The 15,735-nt window shown below is 69.1% G+C and carries 15 protein-coding genes and 2 pseudogenes; 11 read left to right on the top strand and 6 right to left on the bottom strand.

Annotation, left to right across the window (positions count from 1 at the left end; translation table 11 throughout):
- Positions 1-81: 81 nt before the first annotated feature.
- Positions 82-1,668, bottom strand: a complete 1,587-nt coding sequence (locus OG611_RS26765; RefSeq protein WP_266426255.1) for an FAD-dependent oxidoreductase — start codon at positions 1,666-1,668, stop codon at positions 82-84.
- Between the two features lie 5 nt (positions 1,669-1,673).
- Positions 1,674-2,723, bottom strand: coding sequence for a LacI family DNA-binding transcriptional regulator (locus OG611_RS26760; RefSeq protein WP_266424846.1), 1,050 nt, complete (start codon positions 2,721-2,723; stop codon positions 1,674-1,676).
- A 169-nt stretch (positions 2,724-2,892) separates the two neighbouring features.
- Here OG611_RS26760 and OG611_RS26755 point away from each other — a divergent pair, with 169 nt between their 5' ends.
- The 8 genes and pseudogenes from OG611_RS26755 (at position 2,893) to OG611_RS26720 (ending at position 11,480) form a co-directional block, all read left to right on the top strand.
- Complete coding sequence (locus OG611_RS26755; RefSeq protein WP_266424843.1) at positions 2,893-5,226, top strand: hypothetical protein; 2,334 nt, start codon at positions 2,893-2,895, stop codon at positions 5,224-5,226.
- A 71-nt stretch (positions 5,227-5,297) separates the two neighbouring features.
- A complete protein-coding gene (locus tag OG611_RS26750; RefSeq protein ID WP_266424840.1) occupies positions 5,298-5,513 on the top strand; it encodes an ABC transporter permease subunit in 216 nt (71 codons plus the stop codon).
- 101 nt (positions 5,514-5,614) lie between these two features.
- Positions 5,615-6,244, top strand: a pseudogene (locus tag OG611_RS26745) (alpha-amylase family glycosyl hydrolase); the annotation flags it as partial.
- Between the two features lie 96 nt (positions 6,245-6,340).
- Positions 6,341-8,062, top strand: coding sequence for an IS1182 family transposase (locus OG611_RS26740; protein ID WP_266422212.1), 1,722 nt, complete (start codon positions 6,341-6,343; stop codon positions 8,060-8,062).
- A 23-nt stretch (positions 8,063-8,085) separates the two neighbouring features.
- Positions 8,086-9,108, top strand: a pseudogene (locus OG611_RS26735) (alpha-amylase family glycosyl hydrolase); the annotation flags it as partial.
- A gap of 19 nt (positions 9,109-9,127) precedes the next feature.
- Positions 9,128-10,213, top strand: coding sequence for a hypothetical protein (locus OG611_RS26730; RefSeq protein WP_266424838.1), 1,086 nt, complete (start codon positions 9,128-9,130; stop codon positions 10,211-10,213).
- A gap of 24 nt (positions 10,214-10,237) precedes the next feature.
- Positions 10,238-11,098 (top strand): DUF3592 domain-containing protein, encoded by an 861-nt coding sequence (locus tag OG611_RS26725; RefSeq protein WP_266424836.1) that lies wholly within the window; start codon positions 10,238-10,240, stop codon positions 11,096-11,098.
- Between the two features lie 55 nt (positions 11,099-11,153).
- Positions 11,154-11,480, top strand: a complete 327-nt coding sequence (locus OG611_RS26720; protein WP_266424834.1) for a hypothetical protein — start codon at positions 11,154-11,156, stop codon at positions 11,478-11,480.
- 977 nt (positions 11,481-12,457) lie between these two features.
- On the opposite strand, the gene OG611_RS26715 is transcribed toward OG611_RS26720, so the two are convergent.
- The 3 genes from OG611_RS26715 to OG611_RS26705 all read right to left on the bottom strand — a co-directional run bounded on the left by OG611_RS26715 (position 12,458) and on the right by OG611_RS26705 (position 13,870).
- A complete protein-coding gene (locus tag OG611_RS26715) occupies positions 12,458-12,826 on the bottom strand; it encodes a hypothetical protein (RefSeq protein WP_266424832.1) in 369 nt (122 codons plus the stop codon).
- Between the two features lie 395 nt (positions 12,827-13,221).
- A complete protein-coding gene (locus OG611_RS26710) occupies positions 13,222-13,530 on the bottom strand; it encodes a hypothetical protein (protein ID WP_266424830.1) in 309 nt (102 codons plus the stop codon).
- Positions 13,531-13,543: 13 nt separating this feature from the next.
- Entirely contained in the window at positions 13,544-13,870 is a 327-nt protein-coding gene (locus tag OG611_RS26705; RefSeq protein ID WP_266424828.1) for a hypothetical protein, read from the bottom strand.
- Positions 13,871-14,118: 248 nt separating this feature from the next.
- Between OG611_RS26705 and OG611_RS26700 the strand changes: the two genes are divergently transcribed.
- Together OG611_RS26700 and OG611_RS26695 are read left to right on the top strand one after the other, a co-directional pair.
- A complete protein-coding gene (locus OG611_RS26700) occupies positions 14,119-14,424 on the top strand; it encodes a transposase (RefSeq protein ID WP_266424826.1) in 306 nt (101 codons plus the stop codon).
- A complete protein-coding gene (locus OG611_RS26695) occupies positions 14,421-14,867 on the top strand; it encodes a hypothetical protein (protein ID WP_266424824.1) in 447 nt (148 codons plus the stop codon). Before OG611_RS26700 ends, OG611_RS26695 begins: the two co-directional genes overlap by 4 nt.
- A 311-nt stretch (positions 14,868-15,178) precedes the next feature.
- Here the strand turns inward: OG611_RS26695 and OG611_RS26690 are convergent, their stop codons facing one another.
- Positions 15,179-15,421 (bottom strand): hypothetical protein, encoded by a 243-nt coding sequence (locus tag OG611_RS26690; protein WP_266426324.1) that lies wholly within the window; start codon positions 15,419-15,421, stop codon positions 15,179-15,181.
- A 113-nt stretch (positions 15,422-15,534) separates the two neighbouring features.
- Between OG611_RS26690 and OG611_RS26685 the strand changes: the two genes are divergently transcribed.
- Positions 15,535-15,723: a hypothetical protein gene (locus OG611_RS26685; protein ID WP_323180238.1), complete on the top strand. Its 189-nt coding sequence runs from the start codon at positions 15,535-15,537 to the stop codon at positions 15,721-15,723.
- The last annotated feature ends 12 nt before the right edge of the window (positions 15,724-15,735 follow it).

The raw sequence follows: 15,735 nt of genomic DNA, 5'->3' as shown, positions 1-15,735 counted from the left end.
TTCCCTTCGACGTGCTGGTTGGCCGGTCCGGCTCAGTAGCCAGCGACTTCGAGCAGTACAGTTCGACGCGATCTGTCCGGCTCAGTAGCCGACGACCTCGGGCCAGTGGAGTTCGACGCCGGCCTCGACCAGGCGACGTTGAAGCTGATCGACGAGTGCGGGTTCGGCGGCGACCTGCTGCGGGCTCAGTCCGCGGTCGAGGCAGAACGCGGTGAGCTCGCCCGCGGACTCACCGACGTTCCATTCGACCGGGTGGAGTCGGTAGGCGCCGTTGGTGATGTGGGTGGTGCCGATGTTCTTGGCGGCGGGGATCAGGTTCTGGGTCCGGACCGGGACCAGGGCGCCCAGCGGGATCTCGAACGGCGCCGACTCGACGTCGATGTAGTTGTCGCCGCCGGTCGAGGGGTGCAGGTCGATCCGGTACATCCCCACCCCGACGGATGTGTCGAACCGGGCCGGCCCGCCGGACCCGCGGGATGTGATCGAGATGTCCTGCTCGCGGACGGTGGTCAGCGCCTTGATCCGGCGGGATTCCCGGATGTACGGAGCCTGCGCGAAGCCGTCGTCGGTTCCCACCAGGTCCCCGCGCAGCCGCAGTCCCGGCCACCCTCGGCCGCCGTCGGGCCGGGGCGCCTCGGTCTGCAGCCAGTGGACGTAGGCCCGGGACTGCGCCTTCGCCGCGGCCAGATGGTGCAGTCGTTCGTCGGTGTCGATGATCGAGCCGCCGACGTAGTCCAGCTGGGGCCAGTTGGCCAGCACGATGTCGCTGTCGTACAGGCCGTCGGTGAAGGTCTGCCGGGCGGCGATCCGCCGGAACTGCCACAGGTCCTGATCGCCGGCGTCGAACCGCGGATCACCGGAGACGTCCTGCTCCGGATTTACGATCATGGTGCGCTGCTCCGGCACCAGGGTGCGCGGATTGGGCGCGGTGAACGACAGCATCGGCGCGCCCCAGTAGGGCAGTTCGAACGAGCGCCAGTCGTCGTAGTCGTCGGGCCGGGCGATCGTGTGGTCCCCGGCGGTGTGGTCGAAGACGAAGCACCACGCGATCGACTGCACGTTGGCCGGGTCGGCGACGTCGGGAGCGCTCGGCTCACCGGTGTCGGACCGTGCCTCGGCGCCGACGACGTACTCGGTGCCGGTCAGCGGCAGCAGGTCACCGGTCTCGGTGCCGTCCAGCACGAACTCCGCCGTGATCACGCTCTGTGCCCCGGTCTGCGGATCCGCGACCGTGACCGTGCGGACCACCCCGTCCACGCTCTCGGCCCCGACCGGGACCGCGGGCTGCAGGATGGTCAGCCGGCCGCTCGCCCGATACGGCGCGAGGAGAGCGTCGATCACTGCGAGCGCCACTCGCGGCTCGTGGCACAGCCGGCTCACCCGGCCGCGCCCTGGGTTGAGTTCACGGTCCTCGCGGGCCGCCGCCGACAGCGGGTAGTGGTCCCGGTAGTAGCGACGGATGTTCTCCCGCAGCCTCCGGTAGCGGGCGGTTACGCCGAACTGCTCCACCCAGATGTGCTCGTCCGGTGGCACCGCCTGCGACGTCAGCTGGCCGCCCAGCCACGGGTACTCCTCGGTCATCACCACGCGGTGTCCGCGCTGCAGCAGGGCGAGAGCGGCTGCTACCGATCCGAGACCGCCGCCGATGACCGCCACCTCTGTGGCGATCTTGTTCACGACAGGCCTGCCGACCGGGCGACAATGGTGTCGCCCGCTTCGACCTCGGCTGCCAGGAGCCGCTGGGTGTCCAGATCGGCCCACTCCTGCGGGTCGGTGGTGACCAGCTGCTGCAGCAGCTCGAGCGCTTCGGCGGCGACCTTTTTGCGTGGCACGCGAAAGCCCGTCAGCACCCGTCCGTCGGTGCGATGACCACGGACCTCACCGAACGCGGCGACCGAGATCTCGCCTGGCACGTCCACCCTGGCACCGACGAGCGAGAGGATGACATCCTCGGTGAGGAAGGCGTCCTCGGCGATGATCAGCGTGGCCTCCGTGGCCCGGGCCAGCCGGGGCAGCTCGGCGACGCGCTCCTCACCCACCAGCATGAACGCCATGCGGCCCGCCGCCGAGGCGGCCTCGACCGCGCCGCGCCGGTCCCGCGCAGTGGCGGTGTCGCGGCCGCGGTGCACATACAAGGCCTGGCGGTGTCCGCTGTTCGCAGCCAGGTCGATCACGGCGTCCGCCGGAGTGACATAGTCGACGCCGACGTACGGCACGGCCGCGGCCGTCTCGTCCCTGCGGCCGACCGCGACGAACGGGAACTGCTCGGCGACCAGCCGTTCCAGCTCGGAACCGACCATCTGCTGGCCGAGCAGGATGCAGCCGTCGGTGAGCCGCAGCCGGGTCTTGCGATGGAACAGACTGCGGGTGCCGTTCTCGACCGGCGAGGACGTGAAGAACAGCAGGTCCCAGCCGATCGCCTCGGCCGCACGTTCGATCCCGTTCAGCAGCGGGCCGTAGAAGTCCAGGCTCTCCGGCGACAGGGCTTCCTCGTAGGTGAAGACGCCGATGATCTGGTTGTCCAGACCGGCCAGCCGGCGGGCCGCCGGATCGGCGACGTAGGTGGCCTGCTCAAGCGCCCGCTTGACCCGCGCCCGGGTCTCTTCCGGGATACGCACGTTCGTGCCGTCGCGGTCGTTCAGCACCACCGAGACGGTGGTCTGGCTGACTCCCGCGATCTCGGCGATTTCGCGCTGGGTGACCCGGCGCGGCTTCGTTGGCATCGATCCTCCGGTGATAATGCGTAACTTCAACAGACGTCGGCGACATTAAACCGCTGGAAACAAGAGCGCAATACCCCTTGACTATCGCATTGTTCGGTTGAGACCGTCCGTGTCACGACGTTGAAGATAGGCATTATCACGACAGTTCGCGGCCAGACAGGAGCAGACGATGACGACCCCACCTGCCGAAGGCGCCCACCTCAGCCGTCGCGGTCTTCTCGGCGCGGCGCTCGCGGCCGGCGTCGTACTGATCGCCGAGCCCACCCCCGTGACGGCCCTCGCCGCGGACGGCGATGTCACCCTGACCGCCGGCGGGATCAGCCTGCTGGCCGGCATCGGCGGCCGACTCGCCATACGCGACGCGGCCGGTGTCACCCGCAGCGCCGGGTCGAAGTTCCAGATCAAGGACCAGCTCACCGGCATCCACCTGTCGACCGGCGGCACCCCCGCACTGGCCACCCTGCGGGACGGAACACCGGCGATCCGGATGGACTACGCCTTCGACGCGGCCGCCGGGCAGGCCACCGTCACCGGCTGGTTCAGCGTCACCACCGAGCACGCCCGGCTGGAGTGGCGGATCACCGGCGCGGACACCCTGGTGCCGGACGGCTTCCTGTTCAGCCGGGCGATCCAGACGCCGACCGCGCCCGACGACTACATCGCGATCACCGAATGGGTCCGCGACGCCGGCGGCGGCATCCCCTACGAGGAAACCGTCGGCGTCGCACACACCTCGACCTGGGGCAGCCGGCACGGACTGTTCCTGCTGGAACGCTCACGCCAGGCCTGGACGAACGCGACCTGGGTCCACGCACCAGGAACGGCCGACCCGGCCGGCGGGTGGACCAGCCGGGCCGACTTCTTCTTCTCCGACACCAGGCCGTCGGCCACAGCCACCATCGGCCGCGGCCGCGAACTCGGCCTCGAGCTGACCACCGACCGCGACTTCAACCTCTACCAGGTCCCCGGCGAGCCGATGCAGCTCACCGCCCTGGTCGCCAACGGCGGCACCGCACGCCCGGTCGAACTGCAGCTGTCGGTACGCGACTTCGACGGCGCGCAACTGGCCGCCACCACCGTGACCGGCAGCATCGCCGCGGCGGGCACCTGGCAGCACACCTTCATCGTGCCCGCGCCGGCCGCCGGCATCGCGCTCGCCGAGGTCGTCGTACGGTCCGCAGACGACGAGGCCTTCGCCCGGACCAACCTCGCTACCCTGCCACCGTTCACCTACCAGGCCGGCGCGGACAGCATGTTCGGGATCGCCAACTACCCGTGGCTGCAGCGGCCGAGCGCCGACGCCGTACTCGACCTCTGGCAGCGGGTCGGCATCGCACTGGTCCGCATCGCCTACGACGGCGGCCCGGGCTTGCCGCCCTCAGCGTTCGACGCACGTGGCATCCGCCACAACATCGAACTCCAACCGTCACTCGACGCGACCGACACCGAGGCTGCAGCCTGGGCGGCCGACAAACTGACCGTGGCGCAAGGGGCCGGAGCCGGCTACTTCGAGGTCGGCAACGAACTGAACCGGCCGTTCAACACCGGAGCAGCCGCCCAGACCTACCTGGACAAGGCGCTGCGCCCGGTCTTCGACCGACGGGCTGCGACCGGCGCCGCCGTCAAGCTGATGAACAACGGACTCGCCGGGATGGACAAACCCTGGGTGGAGACCTTCATCGCCGCCGGCGGCTGGGACCTGATCGACGCGTTCGCCTATCACCCCGGCCGCGGCAACTTCACTCCGGACTACGTACCTCCGGGCACCGACTGGAGCACCGGCCCCGAAGGTACGTACTGGAACTTCTACGGCGGACTGAAGCAACTGAAGACGCTGATGGCGCAGCACGGCGAGAAGGAGGTCTGGCTGACCGAGGCCTACGCGCCGACCAAGCCGAACAGCTGGTGGCACGACACCTACCGGCACGCCGCCGAGAACGTCCTGCTCAGCCTGGCACTGGCGAAAGCCGAAGGCATCACCTGCGTGTGCTGGTACCAGTTCCACGACAGCGTGCTGGGCATGCCGCAGGTCGCCGATCCGGACAACGTCGAGTACCACTACGGGCTGATGAACCGCGACCTCAGCCCGAAGCCGTCGCTCCTGGCGTACGCGACCGCGGCCCGCGTACTCGATCAGGCCACCTTCCAGGGCTGGCTGACCTTCCCCGACCCGCAGACCTTCGGCCTGTGGTTCGACACACCCGACGGCCCGGCGGTCGTCCTGTGGAACCGGGCCGACGGCTACTTGCTGAACACCTCCGGCCGGCGCACCGACTGGCACTTCCCCGCCCCCGAGGTCTGGATCGACCCATGGCCGACCAAGACCCTCCTCACGGTCACTGCCGGCAACGCCGTACGCCAGCTGGACGCCATCGGCCGCAGCCTGCAGCTGTCATCGGCCCGGGGCCAGGTGACACTCACGCTCGACGGCTCGCCACGGATCTTCTACGGCCTGACACCACTGGCCAAGCCCGGCGTCAATACGCTGGCGGGCTGCGGCTGACGGAGGCCCGGCGAACAACCCGGCGACCGGTTGTTGCAGCCGCCCGGACCACCCGAGAGGCGTTCCGCAAGGTGATCATCCCGCTCGCCGCACCGGGCATCTTCACCACCGCGATCACCACCTTCACCGCGGCCTGGAACGGGTTTCTCATCGCTCTGTCGATGACGAACCAGCCCGGCATGCAGACAGCGTCGGCCGCCATCTCCACGTTCGCCGGCGCCACCCGGTTCGAGACCCCTTCCGGCAGCCAGATGACGGCAGGGGCCCTGGCACCATCCCTCTGGTGATCATGGTGCTGCTCTTTCAGCGCCGCTTCGTCGCCGGACTGACCGCTGGGCGCGGCAAAGCAGCCGCCCAACACCCCCGCGTCCAAGGAGCAAACAGCCGCATGTCCGTTCCCAGTACCCCACCGTGGTGGCGCAGCGCCGTCATCTACCAGGTCTACATCCGCAGTTTCGCCGACCACAACGGCGACGGCGTCGGCGACATCGTCGGCATCCGCTCCCGCCGGCCATATCTCAAGTCGCTCGGCGTGGACGCCATCTGGATCAACCCCTGGTACAAGTCGCCGATGGCCGACCACGGTTACGACGTAGCCGACTACCGCGCAATCGATGAACTGTTCGGCACCGTGGCCGAGGCCGAGCTGCTCATCGCGGAGGCACACCGGCACGGGATCCGCGTCATCCCCGACATCGTCCCGAACCACACCTCCGACCAGCACGCCTGGTTCCAGGCAGCCCTGGCCTCGGGCCCCGGCAGCCCGGAGCGGGAGCGATACATCTTCCGGCCCGGCCGCGGCCCCGACAGCACCCAGCCGCCCAACAACTGGGTCTCCGAATTCGGCGGCCCGGCCTGGACCCGGCTGCCCGACGGCGACTGGTACCTGCACCTGTTCGCCCCCGAGCAGCCCGACCTCAACTGGAACCACCCCGACGTCCACGCCGAGTTCGAAGCCGTCCTGCGGTTCTGGTTCAGTCGGGGCGTGGACGGCTTCCGCATCAACGTCGCCCACGGCGACTCTGCTGCGCAATTCCGTGCGGGGGTGAAGGTGGGCACGGGATGATCGTCTGTACGGTCGTTGTCCTGTCGTGCGGCCGTGGGGGTGGTGTGGATGTCGATGCGGCCGGAGGGGCTGCCGGAAGTCCCGGAGCAGACCGTGATGGTGGCGCGGGCGGCGTTCCCGCAGGGGAGCCTGGCGATACGGGTGCGAGACCGGCTCGCGGAGGTTTTCGCGGACGAGCCGTTCGCGTCGGCGTTCGGGGTGCGTGGGGCTCCGGGTTTGTCTCCGGGGGTGTTGTGCCTGGTCACGGTGTTGCAGTTCGCCGAGGATCTGACCGATCGGCAGGCCGCGGCGATGGCGGTGCGGGCGATCGACTGGAAGTACGCGCTCGGGGCGGAGCTGACGGACACCGGCTTCGATGCCAGTGTGCTGAGCCGGTTCCGTTCCCGCCTGTCCGACAACGGCATGGAACGGGTGGTCTTCGACCGTCTCCTTGAGTACTGCGTGGAGGAGGGGCTGGTCGCGGCCGGGGGCAGGCAGCGGACCGATTCCACCCATGTGATCAGTGCGGTGCGGGACTTGAACCGCCTCGAGCTGGCCGGGGAGAGTGTGCGGGCGGCGCTGGAGGCCCTGGCTGTCGCGGCGCCGTCGTGGCTGGCCGGGCAGGTCGATGTCGCCGAGTTCGCTCACCGGTACGGGCCGCGGGTGGACGGCTGGCGCATGCCCGCCTCGCAGACGAAACGCGACCGGCTCGCGCAGGTCTTCGGCCAGGACGCGCTGGCGTTGTGCCGGGCGGCCTGGTCACCCGGCACACCCCCATGGATCCGTGAGATCGAGTCCGTACAGATCCTGCGGCAGATCCTCGTCCAGACGTACTACCTGAGCACCGACACCAGGGGACGGGAGGTGATCAAGAAGCGGGCCGCCGACGACGAGGGTGTCCCGCCCGGTCATCGCCGCCTCGCCTCCCCCTACGACGCGGACGCACGCTGGGCGGCCAAGGGCGAGGGCCTGTTCTGGATGGGCTACAAGGTCCATCTCACCGAGACCTGCGACACTCCCACCGAAGCCGAAGCCGAAGCCGAAGCCGAAGCCGGTGTCCGGGCGGCACCGAATCTGATCACGGACGTGTGCACCACCGATGCCACCGTGCCCGATGTGAAAGCGACCGCCCCGGTCCAACAGCGCCTGGCCGAGCACGGCATCAGGCCCGCCGAGCACTACCTCGACTCCGGCTATCCATCCGCCGACCTCATCGCCGCCGCGCTGAAACAGGGCACCCGTATGGTCACCCCGGTTCTGCTGGATCATTCCGCCCAGGCCAAGGCCCACGCCGGCTTCGACAAGAGCGCCTTCATCATCGACTGGAGGGCCCGCCAGGTCCGCTGCCCCGCCGGCAAGACCAGCGCGCACTGGAACCCCGTGAAACAGCACGGAACGGACGCGATCGTCATCACCTTCGGCGTCCGCACCTGCCGCCCCTGCCCCTTCCGCGACCAATGCACCAGCTCCGCGAAAGGCCGCCGCATGCTCACCCTGCGCCCCAGAGAGCCAGAAGAAGCCCTCACCCAGGCCCGCGCCGAGCAGAAGACCGAGACGTGGAAGGCCAAGTACGCCCTGCGAGCGGGTGTGGAAGGCACTATCAATCAAGCCCTCGACATCACCGGCATACGCCGGGCCCGCTACCGCGGGCTACCGAAAGTCCGCCTCCAACACGCCTTCTCCGCCACCGCACTCAACGTGATCAGACTCGACGCCCACTGGACCGGACACGACCAGCATCACACCCGCAGCAGCCGGCTCGAACGCCTCGCCTACCGACTCACAGCCTGACCCAGGAATTGCGCAGCAGAGTCCACGGCCTCGTCAAAGACCCCGAACTGCCCGATCTGCCACCCCGCCCCGACCCGGACCGCCAGCAGCCCCGGCAGCACACCGATCACCCGCACTGGGACCGCGACGACGTCCACGACATCTTCCGCACCTGGCGCAAGGTCGCCGACGAGTTCGAGGGTGACCGGTGCTTCGTCGCCGAAGCCTGGGCGGACACCCCGGAGCGCCTCGCCGCCTACGTCCGCAAGGACGCCCTGCACACCGCCTTCAACTTCGACTTCCTCATGGCCGGCTGGGACGCGAAGGAGCTGCGCACGGTCATCGACGACTCCCTCGCCATGCTCGGCGCCGTCGGCGCACCCGCCACCTGGGTCCTCTCCAACCACGACGTCATGCGCCACCCCAGCCGCTACGGCCGAAACGCCGCCAAACGCTGGGCCGCCGGCGAGCGCTACGAACCCGGCGGCCCTCTCGACCTGGCCCTGGGCACACGCCGCGCCCGCGCCGCCACCCTCCTCACCCTTGCCCTCCCCGGCGGCGCCTACATCTACCAGGGCGAGGAACTCGGCCTCCCCGAAGTCGAAGACCTGCCCGAGGACGTCCTGCAGGACCCCATCTGGGAACGCTCCGGACACACCGACACCGGCCGCGACGGCTGCCGGGTGCCCATCCCCTGGTCCGGGCAGCACGCGCCGTTCGGCTTCAGCCCCGACAACGCCACCACCACGCCCTGGCTGCCCCAGCCCGCCAACTGGAACGAGCTCACTGTCGAGGCACAGACCGGCGACCAGACCTCCATTCTGGAGCTGTACCGCACCGCCCTGCGCCTGCGCCGCGCACACCCCGCCCTCGGCGACGGCACCATGACCTGGCTGGACGCGCCACCCGGCGTCCTCGCCTTCCGCCGCGACCCCGGCTTCGTCTGCGTGGTCAACCTCTCCGCCACCCCGTACCCACTGCCTGACCACTCCGCCGTCCTCCTCGGCAGCGCCTCCGCCGAGGACAGTGTGCTGGCAACGGATCACGCGGTCTGGCTCGAAGTCTAGGATGTGCACAATCAGCCTCATGACGATCGCCGCGGGCGCGCCGCCCACGCACAACACGCCTGCCGACCTCGCCCTGGGGTTCCTGACGGGTGGTGTGATCGGGGCGTCGCTGACCGTCTTCATCGGCGGTTGCATCGTCGAGAGGGCGCCGCTGATCGTCACGGGTCTGGTCCTGCCTGCGGTCTACGGGCTGGTCTTCTTCCTCGCCACTCTGCCGCGCCGGGCCCGTGAGGCGGCCGTCGTGCCGCGTACGGCGCTCGCGGTGATCGAGAGCCTGGAAGCCGTCGGGGGTGAGACCAGCGATGTGCCGGTGCGGTTCGAGCTGTCCGTCGCGCCGGACGACGCGCCCGCGTTCCGCGTCGAGATACGGCAGGACGTCAACCTCGTCGAGCTGCCCGACTACCGGGTGCGCGGGGTCGTGGTGGTGGAGTATCCGCCGGACCGACCGTGGAAGACACGGATCGTGAAGCGGCCGACGCCGCAGTGGGAGGAGCGGGCGGCCGTGGGCCAGGTGGATTCGGTGCCCGGTCCTGCCATGAAGAGCGATCCCACGGGGGGCTGTTTCGGTGGGCTCCTCACTCTCCTCGGGCTGCTGCTCGGCGCGGTCGCCGTGCTCGTGCTGTTCCGTGCCGATCTGTTCGACTCCCACGAGGGCGACAGCGGCGCCCCAAGGCCGTCCGTCTCCTCGTCGTCGTCGTCCACGAGCGTCGTGACGTCGGCGAGGGGCACGGTCACCCTTGGTCCGGGCCAGTCGATGCTCGACGAGGGCGAACTACGCAAGGCCGTCGAGTCGTTGACGCAGGGCGCGGACGAGCGTCAGGCGCTCACCGTCGTCGTGCAGGACGGCCTGCTGACGGTCGTCTTCTCCCCCACCGGCGCGACGACCGCCGCGTTCGACCCGAGGTCCCTGCCCTACGATCGCGTCCCCGGCCTGGTCGAGGAGGCCAGGACCACCCTCGGCGTCGACTCCCCGCAGAGCTGGCAGCTCACCGCCGACGGCGTCACCGGCTCGCTCACGCTCCGTGTCATGGTGACCGGCGGCGGGGGCACGGGAATGCTGGAGGCGGACGCGCGGGGCAAAGTTCTGCGGCGCAGCGGCAGTTGACCGGAACGGGAGGAGGAGGGGCGCATGGGGTGGGACGAGTTTCTGGTGCTGTGGTGTGCGGTGTGGGGTGTGGTGGCGTTGGTCGGGTTCGTCCGGTCGCTGGCCGGGGTGACGAAGGCGCAGCGGACGGTCCGGCTCACTGGGCGGATCGAGCGGGTGCGGGAGCCGCGGCACGGCGGGTCCCGGAAGGGCGGGATATCGGTGGTCGTCTCCTACCTTGACCCGGCCTCGGGTCATGAGGTCACCGTGACGAACGACGGTGAGCGGGGCGAGATGATCACCTGTGCGTGGGAGGGCCGGGAGATCGGGGTCAGCCACCCGCGGGGCAGGCCGCACGCCTACCGGTTCTCCAACACACTGAAGGAGGCGAGTCGTGGGCTGGGCTGGCCGGGTTTCGCGGTCTTCCTGGTCTACGTCGGGCTGGTGGTCCTCGCCGCGCTCGAGTGGGGGTGGCCGTGGGCGCTGATCGGCTTCGGCGGGACGTGGGCGGTCTCCGGCGCCGTTCACCTGCCCGGGGCGGTACGCGCCAGGAACCGCCGCATCGAGAGGCTGGCTGCGATGGACACCGTTCCGGGACGGGTCGTCGCGGTCCTGAAGGACGTCAGCGTCGACGACGACGGTCACACCTCGACCACGATCACCCCGGTCGTGTCGTTCACCACCCGCGAGGGCACGGCCGTCACGGCCTACTGCACGTCGAACCTCCCGGACCCCGCCGGCGCGCACGGCCGCGACGTGACGGTCCATTACACGTCCGCCGACCCGGCCGAATTCACGCTGGACCGCGCGGCCGAACAGCGCTCGGAGGAGCGGGAGGTGATGTTCCATGTCCTGGCGATGGTCGTGCTCGTGGCGACGGCCGTGGTGGGAGTGGTGTTCCTCTGAAGCCCAGGAGGAGGGGCTCTGGAGGGGCTCTGGACCAGGTGGGTACCTTCTCCCCATGGAACCGTTCACGTTCGACTACGAGAACCTGCATGCGCGTGTGGACCGGGGGGTGTTCGAGCTGTTCAACCTGGACAGTTCGGCGCACACGTTCCGTGTCCCGCTGCGCTGGCTCGGGGTGTCGCTGCACTACAAGAAGCCAGACCGGCCCGGCACACTGTACTTCGGCGTGGTCCGCGATCCGCAGGCCGCCCTTTACAACACCGACCGGCTCGCCCTGCGGTACTCGACCTCACCCGCGTTCCAGGTACCGCCCGGCGACGAGCCGTTGTTCCGCGCCTACCTCACCGAGGTGGCGCGGCTCGCCGACCGGCCGGCGGTCTGATGCGGAACCGGTGGTCTTCGAACACGACACCGTGCACATGCGGGTCGACCACGCAATCTTCGAGGTGTTCCGACGCAACCCCGTCATCGGGTCGTACCGGGCCCCTCCGCACTGGGTCGAGGTCCGCGCGGAGACCCGCAGGGGCGGTGTGCCCCGGCTGCGGGTCCGCCGGGCGAGTTCACCGGTCTTCGCTTCCCGTGCCGCGTACGGTGGGCCCATCTGCCGCGCACGATCCGGCACGGCGGATGGACGCGCCGGCCGGGGCAGTGCGGCGGTGCGCATCTCGTGCAGCCGCCCCGCCTGTGCCGAGCAGCGTCTGCCATCCGCAACCGCTGCACCCGGCCACAGCCAGGCCCAGCGGTTGCGATGGTCAGACCCGCGGGGTCTCCGCACCAGGTGCGTGAGCTGCCGGTTCAACCTTCTGCGCCCGGAGTTCCCTGACCTCAGCCTGAAGGTCTGTGAGTTGGCGGTGAAGTGCCTGAATCGCCACGATCGCGACGCCGTTGGCATCGGTGCAGCAGATCGTCCTGCCGTCGGCTCCCAGGCCCAGGTGGGCCCACCACCCGTTCAACGACCGCACCTGGCAGAACCTCCAGACCTAGGCGCCGGAACTGAGCCGGTCAGCCGCGGGAGCGGGAGAGGACAGCCTCGACGACCTCGACCAGGACGCGCAGGACGCCACCGAAGACGAGCCCCCGGCCGGTCCGGCTGCGCCTGTGGCCGGGTACGGGCTCTACGACGCCCGGGCGGAGGCTCTCAAGTGGTGACGGGCCACGGTCCTGGCGCGGGCGGCGCCGCCCGCAGTCAGGCATGGATGAGCGGGACTTGCACGAAGGGAGCACGCCTGCCGGCGAGGACCCTGCCCGCGGGGCATGGCCGGTGACCACCTGACAGGGCCGACAGCACTTCGCCACCACGCCTCCTCCGGTACCGCCCGGACCCGGTGACCCGGCGCGCAGCGACGAGGAGCGCCTCGCCTACCACTCCGCGTTCATCACCGTACGCACCCCGGCCATCGACACCCTCACCACCAGCGTGTGGCCCCTGATGATCCTGGGGCGCCACCAGGAGGCCACCGCCCGCCCCTCGGGGGCGAGTGCGGTCACGTGTGCGGCTGAGGGTGGGCGGCGCCGGCCGGAATCGGTGGTGCCGCGGTCGGTGTAGGTGATGTGGAGGACACTGAGGTCCTGGCCCAGGAGCTCGGCGGCCTGTTGCTGGACATGGGCTCGCCGTTCGGTGGCCTGGCGCTGGGCGGTGCGGAGGCGCTCGATGTGTACGCAGGTCTGGCACAGTGCGCGGCCGGTGTCGCCCCACGGGGTGCAGGGCTGGTCGGGGCGGGCCCGCATTCGCCGCACGCCCGGTCTGCGGTCGTGCGGCGGGCGGCGGCCGCGGCAAGCTGCGCGGTGCTCGCGACGGTCGGCTCGGACTCGCCGACGAGATAGAGGTGCCGTGTCACGGGCCCGGACCGCAAAGGGAGGAGAAGCGTCGAGATCTGCCACGGCCGGCCGGAAGAGCGGGGGATCCGCCATATATGGCATCACTCCGCTGCGGAGTGGGGCGGCCCGACCGGCCTGGCCCGGCTGCTTGAGACGGTGCAGGCCGCTATCGACTCGGTGCCAGAGCAATAGGGAAGGAGTCCCCCGACTTGGACCCTTCACGGAGGGCGGGACGGGTGAGTGACCCACGGGGCCCGCAACGCACGGGCCGCACCGAGGATCTCAGGCGGAGGTCTGCCCGCGCGCTACGGGGCGATCGGGCGGTCGGACAGGTGGGCGAGTTCAGTGAAGAAGGCGCGGTAGAGGGGCTCGTCGGTGCTGGGGATCTCGACGGTGGCGAGCAGATGCCTGGAGCTCGTTGTGCTCGCGTAGATCGGTTCGTCGAGCTGCTCGACGTTGCCGAAGTGCAGCCGGGTCAGCCCGCCCTTGCGCGCCTCCGCGCGAATCTTCACCCAGCTCAGTGGGGACCGGTAGGAACCGATGATGCGATTCCGCCGGAACAGCTCGAAGATCCCGTGATCGACCCGCATATGTACGTCGTCGTGTTCGAACACCTTTGATTCCATCTCAGACCACCCGCCGGCCGGCGAGCACGGCCACCTGGCTGAAGCAGGCGCGTAACAAAGGCTCGTCGCCGGGCGGCACCTGGACGACCTCCGAGCCGGCGAACCTGAAGTCGAACCGAGCGGTGCAGTAGAGCGCGGAGCTCGGATCACGCACGATGGCGACGAACAACTGGCCCGGCCTGTGAGGCTTCTTGTCGTGCACCAATGCCCCGAGCCGGCGCAACGGAACGCGGAAGGTGCGTATAGGGCTGTTCAGATTGAACCGTTCGAACATCCCGCGGTCCACGCGCAGGTGCAAGTCCTCGTCATCGAACGTGAGCGGATCCATGCCGCAGAAGATACCGCCCTCAGCCTCCGGTGATCGCCAGCGGTCCATGGCGCGGCTCTCGTGCCATTGCCTGCAAAGCGTCATGAGTGGCGCCGTGTTGGCATGGTCGACAGTTACTCGCGAGAGTATGAGAGCGCCGCTCGCTGGATGTTCTGGTCCAGGATCGCACTCTTCCTCCTGGTGAAGCTTCCCCTTGATGTTGGACACCTGGAGTCTGGGACGTGAGGTTCCAGAGGAAGTAGTGGCAGGTGGGAGGCAAGAGCAACCGCAGTAGGCGGTATACGGAGGAGTTCAAGCGCGACGCGGTCGCGCTGGTCCGGTCTTCCGGCAAGACGGTCACCGAGGTGGCCCGGGAGATCGGGGTCAGCGCCGAGGGACTGCGGAACTGGGTCAAGCAGGACACGATCGACCGCGGGCAGGGGGCGCCGGGCGAGCTGACGAGCGCGGAGCGGGAAGAGCTGCGTCGGTTGCGGCGGCAGAACCGTGAGCGGGCCGAGACGATCGGGGTGCTGCGAAAAACGGCGGTCTTCTTCGCGAAGGAGAGCGATCGATGAGCGAGGTGTACGCGTTCATCGAGGCGGAGAAGACCACCCACGGAGTCGCTCTGTTGTGCCGGCTGCTGAAGGTGGCCCGGTCCTCTTTCTATGCCTGGTTGGCCGGCGAGCAGGCCCTCGCCGCTCTCGCCGAGGGGATCCGGGCGGCACCGTCACCCTCGCTGCTATCCGGCTCTGGCTGCACTCCTGAGTACCGGGCACCCTCACTCGCCGGGATGGCTGTGACGCCCGAGCAGGCCGAGTGCCGTCAGCACAGTGACGCAGAGCGTCATCCAGCCGATGAACGCGCCGCCGCCGTACAGCACCGCACCAGCTACCGGCGCCCCAGCCTCATGCGAAAGTACCCCCGCCACCACCGCTACCAGCAGCGACGATACGAAAGACAGAAGTGTGAGAAGTACCTGAACGGGAAAAGTCAGCCTCACCAGTCGATCCCTTCATGAAGGTGATCGACCAGTCGGCGGGCAGCCTCAGCTCGACCACCGCTTGTGGATGGCCTGCTGAGGCTCTGCGACGATTAGAGACTCATCGTGCTCATTGCCTGTCGAGATTGAAGCACTGTCCCCCATCGGACACGTCGCCAGCGCTTGTGGCTCTCGAATGAGCAACACATAGCCTAATCAAGGGCGTTGAAGATCGCCAGTATTCAAGCCTGGAAGGTGGGCGGTCCCACACCCATCGGACACGCCCTAGTTGTATTGCCCGGCGGACGGTTTGGGGGCCACCCCTCGGCGAAGGCCTAGAGTTGCCTTCGTTACCGTTCTTCCTCCGCGATACGGTCGCGGAGCACGGCTTGGTCGATGTACGGGGCGACGGCAGCGAGGACCAGGCGCTGAAGCTCGGTCGGGTCGAGTGCCTCAACCTCCCACTGCACCGGCCTGCCAGGGTCGAGCCCGTATCGTCTGGCGAACCCTGCCCAACGCGGGTCGCCGGCCTTCCCAGCAGCTGCGGGCAGCTCGTACTCGCGCACCTGGACAGGGAGCAGGCCAAGCGTCAAGCCCAGGCGCTCATCGACGAGGCAATCGCGCAAGGCGTGTAATAGCTACTGAGGCCCCTGCTGGAGTCACCGCGCCCCGCACGGGAGGTCTGCGCCCCACCGAGACCCAGCAGATGCCAGAGACGGAGAAGCGACTGCGGGAAACCGTCACCCGACTCAAGTCGACTATCTCCAACCAGCGAGAAGAGATCGCAGAACTCCGCCAGTTGGTGACCAACCTGACCCTGGCCAGCGCGGTTCTCATCCAGTGGGAAGAGTCGGCCGCCGACAACGTCGTTCCGTTCCGTCCACCCCTCACCTGACGTCAGTCGAAC

It is taken from the genome of Streptomyces sp. NBC_01363 (genome assembly GCF_026340595.1).
Taxonomy (GTDB): Bacteria; Actinomycetota; Actinomycetes; order Streptomycetales; family Streptomycetaceae; genus Streptomyces.
Note: the sequence above shows the minus strand (reverse complement) of the source record. Positions and strands in the feature narration are given on the sequence as shown.